Here is a 20,764-nt window from a genome sequence, read left to right as displayed (position 1 = left end):
CTGGCCCTGATCGGCTCGGTCGGCATGGTCGTGGGTCTCGCGCTGGAGGCCTGGGCCTTCTCGTATCACCTGGTCGACGGGAAGCTGCCCTCCGCGCAGGGCTGGACCGCGCTGGTCGCCGCCCATGTGTTCGTCCTGTTCTTCGCCCTGTCCTGGGGTGTCGTGGTGTGGGTGTTCCTCGGCGAGATGTTCCCCAACCGGATCCGTGCCGCCGCCCTGGGGGTCGCCGCCTCCGCGCAGTGGATCGCCAACTGGGCCATCACCGCGAGCTTCCCCTCACTGGCCGACTGGAACCTCTCCGCGACCTACGTGATCTACACCGTCTTCGCCGCGCTCTCCATCCCCTTCGTCCTCAAGTTCGTCAAGGAGACCAAGGGCAAGAAACTCGAGGACATGGGCTGACGAAGCCCCAGGTACCGGGTCCCGTGCACCGGGGCCCATGAGCTCGGGGAGACGGGCTCCATCCCCCGCCGCCCGTCTCCCCGAAACCCCTCCCTCACCAGATGAGGACGCCGCCGCCGATCTCCCGGGCCCGGAGAGCGGCGGCCTCGATGTTGTCCAGCCGGCTCCCGATGACATCGGACTGCTTCCCGACCGCCGTGGCGACGGCTTCCAGATGCTCCCGGAGCAGCGCGGCCTCGCGCAGGAACTCCGGTACGTCCGACGCCTCGACGTACAGGTCGCCGGAGGCCAGCGCGGGGAGGTACGTGGCGCCCAGCGCACGTACGGGCGCCGAACCCCACACGGTCTCGCGCCAGTTCTCGAACCCGGCCGAGTCGTTGCACCCCTCCGGAACGTCGAGCACGTTCCACTGGCCGTCCGCGTCACGCAGGAACACATCCACAGCCAAGGTCATGACCGCAGTGGACCACCGGCGGCCCGGCCGGTCCACCGGTTCCGGGTAAAGGTCACTCTCCGGGTCGTCCTCACTCCCCGAGCCGCGGCAGCACCCCCTCCGCGAACAGCCGCAGGCTGCGCCACCCCTCGTCCACCGGCATCCCGCCCGCCAGCGGATGCAGCACGAGGTTGTCGAGCCCCAGCGCCACGCACTCGTCCGGCGTGAGGACGCGGTACACGCCCTCCGCGCGCAGCTCCGCCACCGTGGTCGCCCCCGACTTCACCGCCGAGCGGATCTCCCCGGACTGCCAGGAGGCGTACGTCCGTGCCTCGTGCAGGAAGTGCGCGCCGTACTCCGCCCAGGCCCGGTCCGGGTCCTCGGCGATGTGCAGCAACGGCGTCTCCGCCCCCGGCATCATCGTCCAGCCCTCGGTGCCGTACTCGACGAGCCGGTCCTTGTAGTACGCCTCCAGCTCGGGCAGGTGCGCGCTGGGGAAGAACGGCAGGCCCAGGCGGGCGGCCCGGCGGGCGGCGGCTTTCGAGGAACCGCCGACCAGCAGCAGGGGGTGCGGGTCGGAGAAGGGGCGCGGGGTGACCCGTACGGTACGGCCGCGGTACTCGAACTCCTCGCCGGACCACGCCTTCACCAGCGTCTCCAGCAGCTCGTCCTGGAGCCTGCCCCGGCGCTTCCAGTCCACGTCGAACTGGGCGTACTCCTCGGGCCGGTAGCCGATCCCGGCCACGGTCACCAGCCGGCCGCCGCTGAGCAGATCGAGTACGGCGATGTCCTCGGCCAGCCGCAGCGGGTCGTGCAGCGGGCCGATGACCGCCGACACGGTCACCGCGATCTGCCGGGTCGCGCCGAACACCGCGCCCGCGAAGGCGAAGGGCGAGGGCAGCCAGTTGTTGGCGACGCCGTGGTGCTCCTCCGTCTGCACGGTGGTGATCCCGTGCTCGTCGGCGTACGCGGCCATCTCCAGGGCGGCCCGGTAGCGGGCGCTCAGCGAGGCGGGGGTGGCACCGGGTTCGACGAGGTTGAAGCGTACGACCGAGACGGGCATGGGAGGTCCCCCTTCGAGTGCGGCGGGGTCGTGTGTGCGGGGGACGGTAGCTGACGGTGCGTCAGATGGCCATGGCCATGACTACGGCTTCCGGGTCCCGGGCTTCTCGGCGCGTGCCAGGTCCGGACGCGCCCGCGCTGGGCCCCGGCCAGGCCCATGGCTGATACTGGGTGGGTTATGGAAACCGTCATCCTTGCTGTAGTCATCGCCGTGGTCGTGCTCGGTGCGCTCGGCGGGCTCGTCGTCGGCAGCCGGCGCAAGAAGCCGCTGCCCCCGCCGCCCACCTCCGTGCCCGACATCACCGCCCCGCCGGCCGAGCCGCACGTCGGCGACGAGGCCGAGACCCCGCGCGACGAAGCGCGCCGGACCATAGAGGAGGTGGATCTCCCGGACGGTTCGGCCCCGGTCGCCGTCGAGGAACCCCCCGTACTGGATGTCCCCGTACTGGACGTCCCGGAGCCGACCGCCGGACGGCTCGTCCGGCTCCGCTCGCGGCTGTCCCGCTCGCAGAACGCGCTCGGCAAGGGGCTGCTCACGCTCCTGTCCCGCGAGCACCTCGACGAGGACACCTGGGAGGAGATCGAGGACACCCTCCTCACCGCCGACGTCGGCGTCGCCCCCACCCAGGAACTGGTCGACGGGCTGCGCGCCCGCGTGAAGGTGCTCGGCACCCGCACCCCGCAGGAACTGCGCACACTGCTCCGCGAGGAGCTGCTCAAGCTGGTCGGCACCGACATCGACCGGACCGTGAAGACCGAGCCCGAGGACCGCAAGCCCGGCATCGTGATGGTCGTCGGGGTCAACGGCACCGGCAAGACCACCACCACCGGCAAGCTCGCCCGCGTCCTGGTGGCCGACGGGCGGACCGTCGTGCTCGGCGCGGCCGACACCTTCCGGGCCGCCGCGGCCGATCAGCTCCAGACCTGGGGCGAGCGGGTCGGCGCCCACACCGTGCGCGGGCCCGAGGCCGGTGACCCCGCCTCCGTCGCGTTCGACGCGGTGAAGGAGGGCAAGGAGATGGGGGTCGACGTCGTCCTCATCGACACGGCGGGGCGGTTGCACACGAAGACCGGGCTCATGGACGAGCTGGGGAAGGTCAAGCGGGTCGTGGAGAAGCACGCGCCGCTCGACGAGGTGCTGCTGGTGCTCGACGCGACGACCGGGCAGAACGGGTTGGTCCAGGCCCGCGTCTTCGCCGAGGTCGTCGACATCACCGGGATCGTGCTGACGAAGCTCGACGGCACGGCCAAGGGGGGCATCGTGATCGCCGTCCAGCGGGAGCTGGGGGTGCCGGTGAAGCTGATCGGGCTCGGTGAAGGGGCGGATGACCTGGCGCCGTTCGAGCCGGAGGCGTTTGTCGACGCCCTTATCGGCGAATGACGCTCCGCGCTCCGCTGGCCGGGCCGGTTCTCGGCTGCCGGTCGGTGGGGGCTGCGCGCGCAGTTCCCCGCGCCCCTGCGGGGCGCGTTGCGGTCGGCCCCTGCCGACACCAGTGCCCGTCCTCAACTCGCCGTTGGGGACGGGCACTTCGTCGCCCTACGGCTATGCGCGCGACCTGTGTGCCACGTACGCCAGGGTGCCCAGGAGCAGGCGGGCCGCCGGTGGGCTCGTCGCCGAGTCGAGGGCGGGGGAGCGGAGCCAGGTGACCTGGCCCAGGCCGGACCGGTCCGAGGGCGGGGCGGTGATGTGGGTACCGGGGCCGAGGCCCCTGAGGTCGAGCGAGGTGGGGTCGTCCCAGCCCATGCGGTAGAGGAGGGTGGGGAGTTCGGCGGCCGCGCCCGGGGCGACGAAGAACTGGGCGCGATGGTCGGGGGTCGCCGTGACCGGGCCGAGCGGGAGGCCCATGCGCTCCAGGCGGGCCAGCGCGCGGCGTCCCGCGGGCTCGGCGACCTCGATCACGTCGAACGCGCGGCCCACCGGCAGCATCACCGCGGCGCCGGGCAACTCGGCCCAGGCGTCGGTCACTTCGTCGAGGGTGGCACCGGCACGTACCTCCGGCGCGAAGGTCAGCGGATGCGCGCCCGGAGCACGGCAGGTCGTGTCGCCGCAAGAGCACGCTCCGCCGGCGGCCCGCGCTCCCGCGACCACGTCCCAGCCCCAGAGGCCGGTGAACTCGGCCACGGCCGTGCACTCCGACGTGCGGCCGCGGCGGCGCGTGCCGGAGCGGATGTCGCGGATGGCCCGGCTGCTGCCGATCGTGAAGCCCATGCCCCCTCCAACGGGTCCAACGCACCGGTGGTTACGAGACGGATGCGTAACGTCACTCTGTGTTCACGCCTGCCCCGCACCGCGTGGTCCAGGCGGCGCCCAGGAGCACCCCGGGTGGTGCACTCGACGCCACGCGCCCCTGCGCGCACCGCTCCGCCCACTTCTGGTCGTCCTATGTCAAGTGAATCGTGCGCGGGCAACCGTAGGTTCATTCGAAGGGGTGGCGAATGGTGGCGTTTCCGCGATCGCCGTGGCTGGACGCGTGATCGTAGGATTACTTTGAGTACACAAGCCCTCGGGGCACATGCGCTCGTGGGTATGCCGGAGGCAACTCGTCATCTCGTTCGAAGGGTGACAAGTGCGGGACGGGAAGCGGTATTTACCGGCATTCTGATAGGGCTTGGCGCACAGCGGCGACAAGTGGTTCCAGGGATGGGGGCGTTCCAGTGGGCGGCAACGGCGGAAGCGGGACAACCGCGACCAGTACGGAGAAGCGCCCCAATGAGCTGCTCGGCTCGTGGTTCGTGCGCAGCGGCTGGTCCAAGGGCGAGCTCGCGCGGCAAGTGAACCGCCGGGCACGGCAGTTGGGGGCCAACCACATCTCCACGGACACCTCGCGGGTGCGCCGCTGGCTGGACGGCGAGAACCCCCGCGAGCCGATCCCGAGAATCCTCTCCGAGCTGTTCTCCGAGCGCTTCGGCTGTGTCGTCTCGGTCGAGGACCTCGGCCTGCGCGCGGCCCGCCAGGCACCCTCCGTGTCCGGTGTCGACCTGCCGTGGACGGCCCCGCAGACGGTGGCCCTGCTCGGCGAGTTCTCCCGCAGCGACCTCATGCTGGCCCGGCGCGGCTTCCTCGGCGCCTCGCTCGCCCTGTCGGCCGGGCCGTCCCTCATCGAGCCCATGCAGCGCTGGCTCGTCCCCGGCTCCTCGACCCAGCAGCCGGAACCCGAGCCCGCGAGCGCCTTCCGGCACCAAGGGCGGCTCTCCCGGCCCGAGTTGGAGCTGCTGGAGTCCACCACCGCGATGTTCCGCAAGTGGGACGCCCAGTGCGGCGGCGGCCTGCGCCGCAAGGCGGTCGTAGGACAGCTGCATGAGGTGACCGACCTGTTGCAGGAGCCCCAACCCGAGGCCACCACGCGGACGTTGTTCAAGGTCGCCGCCGAACTCGCCGAGCTGGCCGGGTGGATGTCGTACGACGTCGGGCTCCAGCCCACCGCGCAGAAGTACTTCGTGCTCGCGCTGCACGCCGCCAAGGAGGCGGGGGACAAGCCGCTCGGGTCGTACGTCCTGTCCAGCATGAGCCGGCAGATGATCCACCTCGGGCGGCCCGACGACGCGCTGGAGCTGATCCACCTCGCGCAGTACGGCAGCCGGGACTGCGCGAGCCCCCGGACCCAGGCGATGCTGTATGCGATGGAGGCCCGCGCCTACGCCAACATGGGCCAGCCGGGCAAGTGCAAGCGGGCCGTCCGGATGGCCGAGGACACCTTCGCGGACGTACACGACTGGGACGACCCGGACCCGGACTGGATCCGTTTCTTCTCCGAGGCCGAGCTGTACGGGGAGAACTCGCACTCCTATCGCGACCTCGCCTACGTCGCCGGCCGCAGCCCCGCCTACGCCTCGCTGGCCGAGCCCGTCATGCAGCGGGCGGTGGACCTCTTCGCCAAGGACGACGAGCACCAGCGGTCGTACGCGCTCAACCTCATCGGCATGGCCACCGTGCACCTGTTGCAGCGTGAACCCGAGCAGAGCGCGGTGCTGGCGACGGAGGCGATGACCGTCGCCAAGAAGGTGCGCTCCGAGCGCGTCAACACGCGTATCCGCAAGACCGTCGACACCGCGGTCCGTGACTTCGGCGAGCTGGCCGAGGTCGTCGACCTCACCGAACGGCTCGCCATCGAGCTGCCGGAGACCGCCGAAGCGGTCTGACACCCCCGAACCCCGGCCGCGGCCGGCCCTCCCGAACCGCCCGACTCGGCTCCCCCATGCCAGGTCATCGGAAGGCCGACCGCGGCCGGTCCTGTTCCGCCGCCGAACGGCCTCGGCGCGTCCCCACTCGTATTCGAAAGACCCGCCGCGCCATGGTCTGAGGCGGCGGTCGCCCGGCCGGAATCGCCGTACGCGCCGGGCGGCTCCCGGCCCCGCCCCGGCAGCGCGCCGAAGGGGCCCGGCCCCATGCCCCGGCGCCCCTGCGCCGAGCAGCCGGGAGGCGGACCGCGGCCGGTTTCCCGCCACGGGAAAAGGTTGCGCCACGATAACGATCGCGCGGCCGGAGATCCGGCGGTTCATCGACGCGTAACACGTACGGCGCCTTCGTCACCCCGGTGAAACATCGAGGGGCTTCGACCGAAACCGCGCTGCGCCAATCTCATGGCGCATAACCGGACCCCCCCGCCTTGACCGGACCGCATCCAGGCTTCGCCCGCACGGGGCCGTACAACCGACGAGGAGACGCCGATGGCATCAGCCGCCATCACGCTTGCCGCTGAGGCACCCAAACTGTCCTCCGCGAACACAGGCTTCATGCTGATCTGTTCTGCCCTGGTGCTGCTCATGACACCGGGACTCGCCTTCTTCTACGGAGGCATGGTCCGCGTCAAGAGCACCCTGAACATGCTGATGATGAGCTTCATCAGCATCGGGATCGTCACCATCCTGTGGGTGCTCTACGGCTTCTCCCTCGCCTTCGGTTCGAGTAACGGCTTCATCGGCTACAACTCCGACTGGCTGGGGATGAGCAACGTCGGACTGACGGAGCTCTGGGACGGCTACACCATCCCGATCTTCGTGTTCATGGTCTTCCAGATGATGTTCGCCGTCATCACCCCGGCCCTGATAAGCGGTGCCATCGCCGACCGCGTGAAGTTCTCGGCCTGGGCGCTCTTCGTCGCCCTGTGGCTGACGATCGTCTACGTCCCGGTCGCCCACTGGGTGTGGGGCGCCGACGGCTGGGCCTTCAAGCTCGGCGTGATCGACTTCGCCGGTGGTACGGCGGTCCACATCAACGCCGGTGCCGGCGCCCTCGGCGTCATCCTGGTCATCGGCAGGCGCGTCGGCTTCAAGCGTGACCCCATGCGCCCGCACAGCCTTCCGCTGGTCATGCTCGGTGCCGGTCTCCTGTGGTTCGGCTGGTTCGGCTTCAACGCCGGTTCCTGGCTCGGCAACGACGACGGCGTCGGCGCGCTGATGTTCGTCAACACCCAGGTCGCCACCGCCGCCGCCATGCTCGCCTGGCTCGCCTACGAGAAGATCCGGCACGGCGCGTTCACCACGCTGGGCGCGGCCTCGGGTGCCGTCGCCGGTCTGGTCGCGATCACCCCGTCCGGTGGCGCGGTCTCCCCGCTGGGCGCGATCGCCGTCGGTGCCATCGCCGGTGTCGGCTGCGCCGCGGCCGTCGGCCTGAAGTACAAGTTCAACATCGACGACTCCCTCGACGTCGTCGGCGTCCACATGGTCGGCGGTATCCTCGGCTCCCTGCTCATCGGCTTCTTCGCCACCGGCAAGGGCCAGTCCACCGCGACCGGCGTCTTCTACGGCGACCACTCCTTCACCCAGCTGTGGAAGCAGTTCGCCGGTGTCGGCGCGGTCCTGGGCTACTCCCTGGTCGCCTCCGCGGTCCTCGCTTTCCTCATCGACAAGACCATCGGCATGCGGGTCACCGAGGACGAAGAGGTCGCGGGCATCGACCAGGCGGAGCACGCCGAGACCGCGTACGACTTCAGCGGAGCCGGCGGCGGCCTCGGCAGCAGCTCCCTCGCCACGGCCACGGAGACGAAGAAGGTGGACGCATGAAGCTCATCACCGCCGTCGTGAAGCCCCACCGGCTCGACGAGATCAAGGAAGCCCTCCAGGCCTTCGGGGTCCACGGTCTGACGGTCACCGAGGCGAGCGGCTACGGTCGTCAGCGGGGACACACCGAGGTCTACCGGGGCGCCGAGTACACGGTCGACCTGGTCCCCAAGATCCGCATCGAGGTGCTGGCCGAGGACGACGACGCCGAGCAGCTGATCGACGTCATCGTGAAGGCCGCCCGTACGGGCAAGATCGGTGACGGCAAGGTCTGGTCCCTCCCGGTCGAGACGGCCGTCCGGGTCAGGACCGGCGAGCGCGGACCGGACGCGCTCTAAAAAGAAACAGAACAGGAGTCGCTGGGTGACGAGTACGGACGTGCGCAAGGATGCAGAGGACTCCGGACCCAGCGGCTACGCGGCGGCCCGGCTGCGCCTCCTCACTGAGGGGGCGCGGTCCGGGCCGCCGCGCCGTGCGGCCCTCGCCGAACTGACCGACGACTGGCTGACCGGCCTCTTCGCCGCCGGCAACGAAGCGGTCAAGGGCGTCTCCCTGGTCGCCGTCGGCGGCTACGGCCGCGGCGAACTCTCCCCGCGCAGCGACCTCGACCTGCTCCTCCTGCACGACGGCGGCGACTCCGGCGCGGTCGCCGCGCTGGCCGACCGCATCTGGTACCCGGTCTGGGACCTCGGCCTCGCCCTCGACCACTCCGTGCGCACCCCCGCCGAGGCCCGCAGGACCGCGGGCGAGGACCTCAAGGTCCAGCTCGGCCTCCTCGACGCCCGCCACATCGCCGGCGACCTCGGCCTGACCGCCTCCCTGCGTACCGCCGTCCTCGCCGACTGGCGCAACCAGGCGCCCAAGCGCCTCCCCGAACTCCAGGAACTCTGCGCCGAACGCGCCGAGCGCCAGGGCGAGTTGCAGTACCTCCTCGAACCCGACCTCAAGGAGGCCCGCGGCGGCCTGCGCGACGCCACCGCACTGCGCGCCGTAGCCGCTTCCTGGCTCGCCGACGCCCCGCGCGAGGGGCTCGCCGACGCCCGCCGCCGCCTCCTCGACGTGCGGGACGCCCTGCACCTCACCACCGGGCGCGCGACCGACCGGCTCGCGCTCCAGGAGCAGGACCAGGTCGCCGCCGAGCTGGGCCTCCTGGACGCGGACACCCTGCTGCGGCAGGTCTACGAAGCGGCGCGTGTCGTGTCGTACGCCAGTGATGTCACCTGGCGTGAGGTGGGGCGTGTGCTGCGCTCCCGGGCCGTGCGGCCGAGGCTGCGCGCCATGCTCGGCGGGGGCGCGAAACCCGCCACCGAGCGCTCCCCGCTGGCCGAAGGCGTGGTCGAGCAGGACGGCGAGGTGGTGCTCGCCCGCGCCGCGCGTCCCGAGCGCGACCCGGTCCTTCCGCTGCGCGCCGCCGCTGCCGCCGCCCAGGCCGGACTCCCGCTCTCGTTGCACGCCGTACGGCGCATGGCGGCCGGTGTGCGCCCCCTGCCCACGCCGTGGCCCGCCGAGGCACGCGAGCAGCTGGTGACGCTGCTCGGTTCCGGGCAGCCCACGGTGGACGTGTGGGAGGCGCTGGAGGCCGAGGGCCTGATCACCCGGCTGCTGCCGGACTGGGAGCGGGTGCGGTGCCGCCCGCAGCGCAACGCCGTGCACATCTGGACCGTAGACCGGCACCTCATCGAAACCGCCGTCCGAGCCTCGGAGTTCGCCCGCCGCGTCAGCCGCCCCGACCTTCTCCTGGTCGCCGCGCTGCTGCACGACATCGGCAAGGGCTGGCCCGGCGACCACTCCGTCGCCGGCGAGATCATCGCCAAGGACGTGGCCGCCCGCATCGGCTTCGACCGCGCCGAAGTCGCCGTCCTCGCGACGCTCGTACGTCATCACCTGCTGCTCATCGAGACCGCCACCCGGCGCGACCTGGAGGACCCGGCGACGGTCCGTTCGGTCGCCGAGGCGGTCGGTACGACCAGCACCCTGGAACTGCTGCACGCGCTGACCGAGGCGGACGCGCTGGCCACCGGACCGGCCGCCTGGTCGTCCTGGCGGGCCGGTCTCGTCACCGACCTGGTGAAGCGGGTCGCCGCCGTCCTCTCCGGGGACGCCCCCGAGGAGCCCGAGGCGGGCGCGGCCACCGCCGAACAGGAACGCCTCGCGATCGAGGCCGTCGCGACCGGCAAACCGGTACTGGCCCTGCGCGCCCAGACCGAACCCCCCTCCGAGGACGAGCCCGGAGGCGACCCCGAACCCCTCGGCGTGGAACTGCTGATCGCGGTACCGGACCAGCCAGGCGTCCTCCCGGCCGTGGCCGGCGTCCTGGCGATGCACCGCCTGACGGTCCGTACGGCGGAGCTGCGCGCGCTGGACCTGCCCGACGGCGTCGAGGGTTCGGTGCTCCTGCTCAACTGGCGGGTCGCCGCCGAGTACGGCTCCCTGCCCCAGGCCGCCCGGCTGCGCGCCGACCTCGTACGCGCCCTGGACGGCTCCCTGGACATCGCGGGCCGCCTCGCCGAACGCGACGCCGCGTACCCGCGCCGCCGGGGTGTCGTCGCCCCGCCGGCCCGCGTGACGGTCGCACCGGCCGCCTCCCGGCACGCCACGGTCATCGAGGTGCGCGCGCACGACGCCCCCGGCCTGCTGCACCGGATCGGCCGCGCCCTGGACGACGTGGGCGTACGGGTCCGCAGCATGCACGTCTCGACACTGGGCGCCAACGCGGTCGACGCCTTCTACGTGACGACCGCCGAGGGCGTCCCGCTGGTGGGCGACGAGGCGGCGTCGGTGGCGCGGAAGCTGGAGGAGACCTTGCGGGCCTGAGCCCGTCCCGGCTTTCCGACCCCGCGGGCGGGGACGATTCGCTTGCGCGGCCGGATACCCTGGAAGACGCTCACACTGCCCCCGACTCCGAGGACCGACGCCGCCGTGTTCGATACTCTCTCCGACCGCCTCTCAGCGACCTTCAAGAATCTGCGTGGCAAGGGGCGTCTGAGCGAGGCGGACATCGACGCCACCGCGCGCGAGATCCGTATCGCCCTCCTCGAAGCGGACGTGGCGCTGCCGGTCGTACGGACGTTCATCAAGAACGTCAAGGACCGCGCCCTCGGCGCCGACGTCAACAAGGCGCTGAACCCGGCCCAGCAGGTCCTGAAGATCGTCAACGACGAGCTCGTCACGATCCTCGGCGGCGAGACCCGGCGCCTGCGCTTCGCCAAGAACCCGCCGACCGTGATCATGCTCGCGGGTCTGCAGGGTGCAGGCAAGACCACTCTCGCGGGCAAGCTCGGCAAGTGGCTCAAGGACCAGGGACACTCGCCGCTGCTCGTCGCCGCCGACCTCCAGCGCCCGAACGCGGTGAACCAGCTGAGCGTCGTCGCCGAGCGCGCCGGCGTCGCGGTCTACGCCCCCGAGCCGGGCAACGGGGTGGGCAACCCGGTCAAGGTCGCCAAGGACTCCATCGAGTTCGCGAAGTCCAAGGTCCACGACATCGTGATCGTGGACACCGCGGGCCGCCTCGGCATCGACCAGGAGCTGATGCAGCAGGCCGCGGACATCCGTGACGCGGTCTCGCCGGACGAGATCCTCTTCGTCGTCGACGCGATGATCGGTCAGGACGCGGTCAACACCGCCGAGTCCTTCCGTGACGGCGTCGGCTTCGACGGCGTGGTGCTCTCCAAGCTCGACGGCGACGCCCGCGGTGGCGCGGCCCTGTCGATCGCCTCGGTCACCGGCAAGCCGATCATGTTCGCGTCGAACGGCGAGAAGCTCGACGACTTCGACGCCTTCCACCCGGACCGGATGGCCTCTCGCATCCTCGACATGGGTGACCTGCTCACCCTGATCGAGCAGGCGGAGAAGACGTTCAGCCAAGAAGAGGCCGAGAAGATGGCCTCCAAGCTGGCGTCCAAGAAGGGCCAGGACTTCACCCTCGACGACTTCCTGTCCCAGATGGAACAGGTCAGGAAGATGGGCAGCATCAGCAAGCTGCTCGGCATGCTCCCCGGCATGGGCCAGATCAAGGACCAGATCAACAACCTGGACGAGCGGGACGTCGACCGTACGGCCGCCATCATCAAGTCGATGACCCCGGCCGAGCGCGCCGAGCCGACCATCATCAACGGCTCGCGCCGCGCCCGTATCGCCAAGGGCTCCGGCGTCGAGGTCAGCGCCGTGAAGGGCCTGGTCGAGCGGTTCTTCGAGGCCCGCAAGATGATGTCCCGCATGGCCCAGGGCGGCGGGATGCCCGGCATGCCGGGGATGCCGGGCATGGGCGGCGGCCCCGGCCGCAGCAAGAAGCAGCCCAAGAAGGCCAAGGGCAAGCAGCGTTCCGGCAACCCGATGAAGCGCAAGCAGCAGGAGCTGGAGGAGGCGCAGCGCCGCGAGGCCGGCGCCGCCCCGGGCGGCAACGCGTTCGGACTGCCCGAGCAGGGCGGCCAGGACTTCGAGCTGCCGGACGAGTTCAAGAAGTTCATGGGCTGACGGTCCGCGGGCCGAGCTTCAGGAAGGTCCCGGGCCGACCGCCCGTATACGTCGCCGAGGGCGCCCCTCTTTGGAGGGGCGCCCTCGGCGCATGCTGGGCGTGCCGACGCCTGGCCCGTGTCGTAACTTGCCGATATGACCAACCCCGCGCCGCCGCGCAAGTCGCCCGACCAGCCCTGGCGCACCGAGGGCACCCCGGACGAGCCCCCGAAGCCGTCGCCGGGCGGGAAGAAGATGCGCGGCGGCTGGTGGAGCCTGATCCTCACCGCGCTGGTCGTGTACCTGATCGCGAACCTGATCCTGTCCTTCTTCAACGAGGGCGGCGAACCGACGATCTCGTACACGGAGTTCAGCAAGCAGGTCGACGCGGGCAACGTCACCAAGATCTACGCCAAGGGCAACGCGATCCAGGGCCAGCTCAAGAAGGAGCAGAAGAACCCGGGCGGCGACGGCAAGTACACCAAGTTCGACACCGAGCGGCCGACCTTCGCGGACGACAAGCTCTGGGAGGACCTGACCAAGCACGACGTCACCGTCACGGCGGAACCCGTCGTCCAGCACCGTAGTTTTCTGGCCAATCTGCTGATCTCGCTGGCCCCGATGCTGCTCCTGGTCGGCCTCTGGCTCTTCATCGCACGCCGGATGAGCTCCGGGATGGGCGGCGCGGGCGGCATGCTCGGCCGCAAGGCCCCGCCCAAGCCGGTCGAGCTGGAGCCCGGCAAGCAGCGCACGACCTTCGAGGACGTGGCCGGCATCGACGAGGTCGAGGGCGAGCTGAACGACGTCGTCGACTTCCTCAAGAACCCCGACGAATACCGCAAGATGGGCGCCAAGATGCCCCGGGGCGTCCTCCTCGCGGGCCCGCCCGGCACCGGCAAGACGCTGCTCGCGCGGGCGGTCGCGGGGGAGGCGGGGGTGCCGTTCTTCTCGGCGTCGGCCTCCGAGTTCATCGAGATGATCGTCGGTGTCGGTGCCTCACGCGTGCGGGAACTGTTCGCGGAGGCCCGCAAGGTGGCCCCCTCGATCATCTTCATCGACGAGATCGACACCATCGGCCGGGCCCGCGGCGGCGGCTCCGGGATGGGCGGTCACGACGAACGCGAACAGACCCTCAATCAGATCCTCACCGAGATGGACGGCTTCTCCGGCTCCGAGGGCGTCATCGTCATCGCGGCCACCAACCGCGCCGACGTCCTCGACCCGGCCCTCACCCGTCCCGGCCGCTTCGACCGGGTGGTCGTCGTCTCGCCGCCCGACCGGGGCGGTCGCGAGGCGATCCTGGAGATCCACACCCGCGAGATCCCGCTCGCGAAGGACGTGAACCTCGCCCAGGTCGCCCGCACCACCCCGGGCATGACCGGCGCCGAACTCGCCAACCTCGCCAACGAGGCCGCCCTCCTCGCCGTCAAGCGCAAGCAGCGCGAGGTCACCCAGGCCGACCTCTCGGAGGCCCTGGAGAAAGTCCAACTGGGCGCGGAACGCCCGCTGGTGATGCCCGAGGAGGAACGCCGCCGCACCGCCTACCACGAGAGCGGCCACGCCCTCCTCGGCATGCTCCAGCCCGGCGCCGACCCGGTCCGCAAGATCACCATCGTCCCGCGCGGAAGGGCCCTCGGCGTCACGCTCTCCACCCCGGACGCCGACAAGTACGCGTACACCGAGGAGTACCTGCGCGGCCGCATCATCGGCGCCCTCGGCGGCATGGCCGCGGAACAGGTCGTCTACGGCGTGATCACCACCGGCGCCGAGAACGACCTCGAACAGGTCACCAACATCGCGCGCGGGATGGTCGCCCGCTGGGGCATGAGCGAGCGCGTCGGCCGCCTCTCCGCCCTCCCCAGCGACGCCCAGCAGGCCTACGGCCTCGCCGCCGCGCCCCAGACCCTGGACGTGATCGACGACGAGATGCGCCGCATCGTCGACGAGTGCTACGACGAGGCCTGCCGCAAACTCCGCGACCACCGGAGCCAGTTGGACTCCCTCGCGGCGGCCCTCCTGGAGAACGAGACCCTGGAGGAGACGGACGCCTACCGCATCGCGGGCGTCACCCGCCTCTTCAAGGAAGAGCCGTAGTCGTCCTCAGGTCGTACGCGCGCCGAGTCGTCCTCAGGTCGTACGCGCGATCAGATACCGGAAGACGTTCGGCATCCACACCGTCCCGTCCTGCCGACGATACGGATGCAACGCCTCCGCCAACTCCTTGTCGACCTGCGCCTGATCCGTCGCGACGATCGCCGCGTCGAAGAGCCCTGTCGACAGCAGCCCTCGTACGGCACTCTCGACATCCGCGTACCCGAAGGGGCATGCCACCCGGCCCGAGCCGTCCGGCCTGAGGCCCGCGCGGTGGGCGACCACCTCCAGGTCGTCGCGCAGGACCGGGCGCGGGCTGCCCGTGCCGCGCAGCGGGTCCGCCAGCCGGGTCGCCACCCGCAGCACGGACGAGGTCGCGCAGCGCTCCGGCGGACCCCAGCCCACCAGCACCACGGGCGCCCCGCGCGCGGCGAGCGGCGTCGCGGCGGCGAGGGTGTCGCCGAGCCCCTCCGAGTCGCCCGCGAGACACCCGATGGGCTCGAAGGCGGTCACCAGGGTGTACGCGGGCGTCTCCGCGTCGGCCGCGTCCCTGGGGGAGCCGTAGACGAGCCGGGTGCGGGCACGCGCGCGTGGGGCGTGTGCGTCCGGGAGCAGGCGCTCCCGGGCCAGGGTCAGCCGTTCGGGTGAGAAGCTCTCGACCCCGGTGACCGTCGCGCCTCTGGAGGCCGCCATCAGCAGGGCGAGCCCGGAGCCGCAGCCGAGGCCGAACAGCCGGGTGCCGGACCCCACCTCCAGTCGCCGGTAGACGGCTTCGTAGAGCGGCACCAGCATCCGCTCCTGGATCTCGGACCAGTCACGCGCGCGTGCACCCAGGTCCACCCGGGGCACGGGCCCCGTATGTGGCAGGTACTGCCGCACGAGCGTAGGTGTCATCGAAAGCGCCCCAATCCGCCGAGAGTTGTGGCCGTGCCCGTTTCCGAGGCCCCCGTGATGTGCGCCCGCACTTCCCCCGTATGCCAGCAAACTCCGCACGCGCTACGGCGTCCAGGGGTTGTGGCCCCCGGCTTGTGGCCTGCCTGTGGGAGTGGCGAGAATTCACATGACGGCAACGTGGACCCGTACGATCTCGCCATGGCCAAGGCACCCGTACTCACGCCGCGGGCGGACGACTTCCCCCGCTGGTACCAGGATCTGATCAGCAAGGCCGAACTGGCCGACAACGGACCGGTGCGCGGCTCCATGGTCATCCGACCGTACGGGTACGGCATCTGGGAGCGCATGCAGGCCGAGATGGACGCCCGCATCAAGGACACGGGCACCGAGAACGCCTACTTCCCGCTGCTGATCCCGCAGTCCTACCTCGCCCGCGAGGCGGACCACGTCGAGGGCTTCGCACCCGAGCTGGCCGTGGTCACGCACGGCGGCGGCAAGGAGCTGGAGGAGCCCGCGGTCGTCCGGCCCACCTCTGAGATGATCATCAACGAGTACTTCGCGAAGTGGGTCCAGAGCTACCGCGACCTGCCCCTGCTGATCAACCAGTGGGCCAACGTGGTCCGTTGGGAGCTGCGCCCCCGCCTGTTCCTGCGCACCAGCGAGTTCCTCTGGCAGGAGGGCCACACGGCGCACGCGACCTACGAGGAGGCGCGCGACTTCGCCGCGCACATCCACCGCCAGGTGTACGAGGACTTCATGGTCAACGTCCTCGCGATGGACGTCGTACCGGGGCGCAAGACGGTCAAGGAGCGGTTCGCCGGAGCCATCAACACCCTCACCCTGGAAGGGATGATGGGCGACGGCAAGGCGTTGCAGATGGCGACCAGCCACGAGCTGGGCCAGAACTTCGCGAAGGCCTTCAACACGCAGTACCTGTCCAGGGAAGGCAAGCAGGAGCTGGTCTGGCAGACCTCCTGGGGCTCCACCACGCGCATGATCGGCGCCCTGGTGATGATGCACGGCGACGACGACGGACTCCGGGTGCCGCCGCGGCTGGCGCAGATCCAGGTCGTCGTCCTCGCGATCAAGGGCGACGAGGCGGTTCTCGCCAAGGTCCGCGAGATCGGCGCCCGGCTGAAGGCGGCGGGCGTGCGCGTCCGGGTCGACGACCGCACGGACATCCCCTTCGGGCGCCGGGCCGTCGACTGGGAGCTGAAGGGCGTGCCGGTACGGATCGAGGTCGGACCCCGTGACCTGGAGAACGGCACCGCGATGCTGGCCCGGCGGATCCGTGGGGGCACCTCCCAGGCTTTCGGCTCTGGGGGAGGCAAGGAGCCGGTGGCGATCGATGCCCTCGTAGAGCTGCTTCCCGTAGTCCTGGAGGAGGATCAGGCGCTGCTGCTGAAGCAGTCGCGTGAGCGGCGCGAGTCGCGGACCTCGGAGGTGTCGACGGTCGCCGAGGCCGTCGAGGCCGCGAGTGCCGGCGGCTGGGCGCGCATCCCGTGGGCGACGCTCGGCGAGGAGGGCGAGGCCGAGCTGGCCGAGCACGCGGTGACCGTGCGGTGTCTGGTCGCCGAGGACGGGTCGGTCCCGGACGCCGACGAGGCACCCGGTAACGTCGCGGTCGTCGCGCGCGCTTACTGAGGCGACGCCCTCCGGCGGGAGAGCGACCGAAACGCCTCTTGCGCAACGGCGGAGACCGGCTACCCCGGCGTGCGGACACCGTCTACGCGCCGGGTCGTACGGAGGACTACGCACCAGCTTGGGGTGAGCTGTGAGGCTTCTCCGCAGATCAGCGCACCCGCCCTCCTCCGGACGCATCAGCGGCAACTGACGGGTACGTGCAAATTATTTGGGATGCCCCGGAATCGGAACACAGGGGCACTCCGGCTCGTTGTCATTACGTGAGCACGACACAGACACCACCTGTTCTCGCCGCAGAGCTGGCAGAGGCGTGGGCCGACATTCAGCGGTACCACCCCGAACTGCCCGATCTGGCCGCGCCCGAGTCCCTGATCGGAGAGTCGTCGTCCGCCTGCGGACACGAGCTCTCCTTCGAGCGACTGCTGCATGAGGCAGTCCATGGCATCGCCGCTTCGCGCGGCGTGCGTGACACGTCCCGCGCCGGCCGCTACCACAACCGCAGATTCCTCGCGATCGCCGAGGAACTGGGCCTGGACCACCCCGACGAACCGCATCCCAGCAGCGGTTTCTCGCTGGTCCAGCTCAACCCCGAGGCCAAGCGGCGGTACCGGCCGACGATCGAGCGCCTCCAGCGCGCGCTCAAGGCCCACACCGTCGCCACCTCGGCCGACACCTCCCGCACGTTCCGCGGCCCGGCCGCCCGTCACGGCTCGTCCGGTGGCGGCGTCCGCGTCAAGGCGGTGTGCGACTGCGGTCGTAACGTGCGGGTCGTCCCGTCGGTACTGGCCCAGGCACCGATCGTGTGCGGGGGCTGCGGCAAGCCCTTCCGCATTCCGGAGGCCGTGGCGGCCTGAGGACGCGGCTGCTCGTGGCAGCCGCATCCCGCAGGCCGGGTTGCGCGCACCCGGCGCCGGTCACCTCCCGGCGCCGGGTGTCGCTTCCGCATGGGCGGGAGCAGGTGGGGGCCTGCTCCCGGTCGGGCGGACCGCCAGGGTGTGGCACAATGGCTAGCTGTACTCGACAGCCGCACAGGAACCCTCTCGCCTCCGGCTGACGCGTCCATCGGGCACTCGGGTACCGCAACCCCACGCGGCCATCTCGCCGTGCCCAACCACGTCAAAACCAGGAGAACCCACTCCCGTGGCAGTCAAGATCAAGCTGAAGCGTCTGGGCAAGATCCGTTCGCCTCACTACCGCATCGTCGTCGCCGACTCCCGTACCCGCCGTGACGGCCGGGCCATCGAGGAGATCGGTCTGTACCACCCGGTGCAGAACCCCTCGCGCATCGAGGTCGACACGGACCGCGCGCAGTACTGGCTGAGTGTCGGCGCCCAGCCGACCGAGCCCGTCCTCGCCATCCTGAAGCTCACCGGCGACTGGCAGAAGTTCAAGGGCCTGCCGGCCCCGGCTCCGCTGCTCGTGGCCGAGCCGAAGGCGGCGCGCCCGGTGTTCGACGCCCTCGGCGGCGACGACCAGGGCAAGGGTGAGGCCATCACCCAGAAGAAGAAGGCTGAGAAGAAGGACGAGGCTGCCGCCGAGTCCGAGTCGACCGAGGCCTGAGCATGCTCGAGGAGGCTCTCGAGCACCTCGTGAAGGGCATCGTCGACAACCCTGACGATGTGCAGGTCGCCTCGCGCGACCTGCGTCGCGGACGCGTGCTGGAGGTCCGGGTGCACCCCGACGACCTCGGCAAGGTGATCGGTCGCAACGGCCGCACCGCTCGCGCTCTGCGCACCGTCGTGGGCGCCATCGGCGGCCGAGGTGTCCGCGTCGACCTTGTCGACGTCGACCACGTCCGCTGACGCTTATCGCACACCGGCTCGGGCCGGGGAGGGCCACTGGCCGTCCCCGGCCCGATCTGTATGAAACAGGAGATGTGGACACGTGCAACTGGTAGTCGCACGGATCGGCCGTGCCCATGGCATCAAGGGCGAGGTCACCGTCGAGGTACGCACCGACGAGCCCGAGCTGAGGCTCGCGCCTGGCGCCGTCCTGTTCACGGACCCCGCCCCGACGGGACCGCTCACCATCGAGACGGGCCGCGTCCACAGCGGCCGCCTCATCCTCCGCTTCGAAGGCGTCAGCGACCGCACCGGCGCCGAGGCCCTGCGCAACACCCTCCTGATCGCCGAGGTCGACCCGGAGGAGCTGCCCGAGGAGGAGGACGAGTACTACGACCACCAGCTGATGGACCTCGACGTCGTCACCCGGGACGGCGAGGAGATCGGCCGGATCACCGAGATCTCGCACCTGCCCTCCCAGGACCTCTTCATCGTCGAGCGCCCCGACGGCAGCGAGGTGATGATCCCCTTCGTCGAGTCGATCGTCATCGAGATCGACCTGGAGGAGCAGCGCGCGGTCATCGACCCGCCGCCCGGGCTGATCGACGACCAGGCGGAGATCGTGTCTTCCAAGGACGACGACGCATGAGGCTCGACGTCGTCACGATCTTCCCCGAGTACCTCGACCCGCTGAAGGTCTCCCTCGTCGGCAAGGCACGCGCGCGTGGACAGCTGAACGTGCACGTGCATGATCTGCGTGCCTGGACGTACGACCGCCACAACACGGTCGACGACACCCCCTACGGCGGCGGCCCCGGCATGGTCATGAAGACCGAGCCCTGGGGCGATGCCCTGGACACCGTCCTGGCCGACGGCTACGAGACGGGCTCCGGCACACCCGCGCTCGTCGTGCCCACGCCCAGCGGGCGCCCCTTCACCCAGGAACTCGCCGTCGAGCTCTCCGAGCGGCCCTGGCTGGTCTTCACGCCCGCCCGCTACGAAGGCATCGACCGGCGCGTGATCGACGAGTACGCGACCCGGATGCCCGTCTACGAGGTGTCCATCGGCGACTACGTGCTCGCCGGCGGCGAGGCGGCCGTCCTGGTCGTCACGGAGGCCGTGGCACGCCTGCTCCCCGGTGTCCTGGGCAACGCCGAGTCCCACCGCGACGACTCCTTCGCGCCCGGCGTCATGGCCAACCTCCTGGAGGGGCCGGTGTACACCAAGCCGCCCCAGTGGCGCGGCCAGGGAATCCCGGACGTGCTGCTCAGCGGCCACCACGGCAAGATCGCCCGCTGGCGGCGCGACGAGGCGCTGAAGCGCACGGCCGCCCACCGCCCGGACCTGATCGAGCGCTGCGAGCCGAAGACCTTCGACAAGAAGGACCGCGAGATGCTCTCGATCCTCGGCTGGGCACCGGACCCCGAGGGCGCGTCCCACGGCCGATTTTGGCGCAGGCCGGACGGCATGGAAGAATAGGTCGCTGTTGTGCGTCGTCCGGCGTGCGTCCCTGCCACAGGGGGACATGACGCCCGCCCCGACACGGACAGCATCCTTCCTTCACCCAACTCCCGTCGGTGACCTGTGGCATCGATGAAGAAAGCAGACGACATGTCCCACCTGCTCGACATCGTCGACAGCGCCTCGCTGCGCACCGACGTCCCGGCCTTCCGCCCGGGTGACACCGTCAACGTCCACGTCCGCGTCATCGAGGGCAACCGCTCCCGTGTGCAGCAGTTCAAGGGCGTAGTCATCCGTCGCCAGGGCGCCGGTGTCCGCGAGACCTTCACGGTCCGCAAGGTCTCGTTCTCCGTCGGCGTCGAGCGCACCTTCCCGGTGCACACCCCGATCGTCGAGAAGATCGAGCTCGTGACCCGTGGTGACGTCCGTCGCGCGAAGCTGTACTACCTCCGTGACCTGCGCGGCAAGGCCGCGAAGATCAAGGAGAAGCGCGACAACTGAGGTCGCGACGGGGTTCTTGTCGGAGCCGGATAGCATCTGGCTC

Annotated in this window: 19 protein-coding genes; 15 read left to right on the top strand and 4 right to left on the bottom strand. The window is 70.7% G+C overall.

The window, feature by feature from the left end:
- The coding region (locus ACIRB1_RS40565) for an MFS transporter (protein WP_403469030.1) at positions 1–402 on the top strand (402 nt) is incomplete at its 5' end.
- A gap of 94 nt (positions 403–496) precedes the next feature.
- On the opposite strand, the gene ACIRB1_RS40560 is transcribed toward ACIRB1_RS40565, so the two are convergent.
- Together ACIRB1_RS40560 and ACIRB1_RS40555 are read right to left on the bottom strand one after the other, a co-directional pair.
- Positions 497–856 carry a hypothetical protein gene (locus ACIRB1_RS40560; RefSeq protein ID WP_403469029.1) on the bottom strand — a complete coding sequence of 120 codons (360 nt, stop codon included), beginning with the start codon at positions 854–856 and terminating at the stop codon, positions 497–499.
- Positions 857–926: 70 nt separating this feature from the next.
- A complete protein-coding gene (locus tag ACIRB1_RS40555; RefSeq protein WP_403469028.1) occupies positions 927–1,898 on the bottom strand; it encodes an LLM class flavin-dependent oxidoreductase in 972 nt (323 codons plus the stop codon).
- 177 nt (positions 1,899–2,075) lie between these two features.
- Between ACIRB1_RS40555 and ftsY the strand changes: the two genes are divergently transcribed.
- On the top strand, positions 2,076–3,278 hold the full coding sequence (gene ftsY, locus ACIRB1_RS40550; RefSeq protein WP_403469027.1) for a signal recognition particle-docking protein FtsY: 1,203 nt from the start codon (positions 2,076–2,078) through the stop codon (positions 3,276–3,278).
- A 162-nt stretch (positions 3,279–3,440) separates the two neighbouring features.
- Here ftsY and ACIRB1_RS40545 read toward each other — a convergent pair whose 3' ends face one another.
- Positions 3,441–4,106, bottom strand: a complete 666-nt coding sequence (locus ACIRB1_RS40545; protein ID WP_403469026.1) for a bifunctional DNA primase/polymerase — start codon at positions 4,104–4,106, stop codon at positions 3,441–3,443.
- Positions 4,107–4,552: 446 nt separating this feature from the next.
- On the opposite strand from ACIRB1_RS40545, the gene ACIRB1_RS40540 reads away from it, so the two are divergent.
- From ACIRB1_RS40540 to ftsH, 6 genes are all read left to right on the top strand, one after another.
- Positions 4,553–6,037 carry a hypothetical protein gene (locus tag ACIRB1_RS40540; RefSeq protein ID WP_352182271.1) on the top strand — a complete coding sequence of 495 codons (1,485 nt, stop codon included), beginning with the start codon at positions 4,553–4,555 and terminating at the stop codon, positions 6,035–6,037.
- Positions 6,038–6,565: 528 nt separating this feature from the next.
- The gene (locus ACIRB1_RS40535; RefSeq protein ID WP_403469025.1) at positions 6,566–7,900 is read left to right on the top strand and encodes an ammonium transporter; all 1,335 of its coding nucleotides are present in this window, start codon (positions 6,566–6,568) and stop codon (positions 7,898–7,900) included.
- On the top strand, positions 7,897–8,235 hold the full coding sequence (locus ACIRB1_RS40530; RefSeq protein ID WP_003997576.1) for a P-II family nitrogen regulator: 339 nt from the start codon (positions 7,897–7,899) through the stop codon (positions 8,233–8,235). Before ACIRB1_RS40535 ends, ACIRB1_RS40530 begins: the two co-directional genes overlap by 4 nt.
- Before the next feature lie 25 nt (positions 8,236–8,260).
- A complete protein-coding gene (locus ACIRB1_RS40525) occupies positions 8,261–10,711 on the top strand; it encodes a [protein-PII] uridylyltransferase (protein ID WP_403469024.1) in 2,451 nt (816 codons plus the stop codon).
- A gap of 105 nt (positions 10,712–10,816) precedes the next feature.
- Positions 10,817–12,370: a signal recognition particle protein gene (ffh, locus tag ACIRB1_RS40520; RefSeq protein WP_403469023.1), complete on the top strand. Its 1,554-nt coding sequence runs from the start codon at positions 10,817–10,819 to the stop codon at positions 12,368–12,370.
- A gap of 135 nt (positions 12,371–12,505) precedes the next feature.
- A complete protein-coding gene (gene ftsH, locus ACIRB1_RS40515) occupies positions 12,506–14,443 on the top strand; it encodes an ATP-dependent zinc metalloprotease FtsH (RefSeq protein WP_403469022.1) in 1,938 nt (645 codons plus the stop codon).
- A gap of 33 nt (positions 14,444–14,476) precedes the next feature.
- Here ftsH and ACIRB1_RS40510 read toward each other — a convergent pair whose 3' ends face one another.
- Entirely contained in the window at positions 14,477–15,334 is an 858-nt protein-coding gene (locus ACIRB1_RS40510) for a class I SAM-dependent methyltransferase (protein WP_403469021.1), read from the bottom strand.
- A gap of 198 nt (positions 15,335–15,532) precedes the next feature.
- Between ACIRB1_RS40510 and proS the strand changes: the two genes are divergently transcribed.
- The 7 genes from proS to rplS all read left to right on the top strand — a co-directional run bounded on the left by proS (position 15,533) and on the right by rplS (position 20,721).
- Positions 15,533–16,978, top strand: a complete 1,446-nt coding sequence (gene proS, locus ACIRB1_RS40505; RefSeq protein ID WP_352182265.1) for a proline--tRNA ligase — start codon at positions 15,533–15,535, stop codon at positions 16,976–16,978.
- 260 nt (positions 16,979–17,238) lie between these two features.
- A complete protein-coding gene (locus tag ACIRB1_RS40500) occupies positions 17,239–17,832 on the top strand; it encodes a hypothetical protein (RefSeq protein WP_033282654.1) in 594 nt (197 codons plus the stop codon).
- A gap of 286 nt (positions 17,833–18,118) precedes the next feature.
- Positions 18,119–18,538 (top strand): 30S ribosomal protein S16, encoded by a 420-nt coding sequence (gene rpsP / locus ACIRB1_RS40495; protein ID WP_352182264.1) that lies wholly within the window; start codon positions 18,119–18,121, stop codon positions 18,536–18,538.
- A 2-nt stretch (positions 18,539–18,540) separates the two neighbouring features.
- On the top strand, positions 18,541–18,780 hold the full coding sequence (locus tag ACIRB1_RS40490; protein WP_005479813.1) for an RNA-binding protein: 240 nt from the start codon (positions 18,541–18,543) through the stop codon (positions 18,778–18,780).
- An 82-nt stretch (positions 18,781–18,862) separates the two neighbouring features.
- On the top strand, positions 18,863–19,408 hold the full coding sequence (rimM, locus tag ACIRB1_RS40485) for a ribosome maturation factor RimM (RefSeq protein ID WP_352182263.1): 546 nt from the start codon (positions 18,863–18,865) through the stop codon (positions 19,406–19,408).
- Positions 19,405–20,238 carry a tRNA (guanosine(37)-N1)-methyltransferase TrmD gene (gene trmD / locus ACIRB1_RS40480; protein ID WP_403469020.1) on the top strand — a complete coding sequence of 278 codons (834 nt, stop codon included), beginning with the start codon at positions 19,405–19,407 and terminating at the stop codon, positions 20,236–20,238. Before rimM ends, trmD begins: the two co-directional genes overlap by 4 nt.
- A gap of 132 nt (positions 20,239–20,370) precedes the next feature.
- Positions 20,371–20,721, top strand: a complete 351-nt coding sequence (rplS, locus tag ACIRB1_RS40475) for a 50S ribosomal protein L19 (protein ID WP_352182438.1) — start codon at positions 20,371–20,373, stop codon at positions 20,719–20,721.
- Positions 20,722–20,764: the final 43 nt, after the last annotated feature.

Source organism: Streptomyces sp. NPDC096013, from assembly GCF_044763565.1.
Classification (GTDB): domain Bacteria; phylum Actinomycetota; class Actinomycetes; order Streptomycetales; family Streptomycetaceae; genus Streptomyces.
This window is presented reverse-complemented; position numbering and strand designations above follow the sequence as displayed.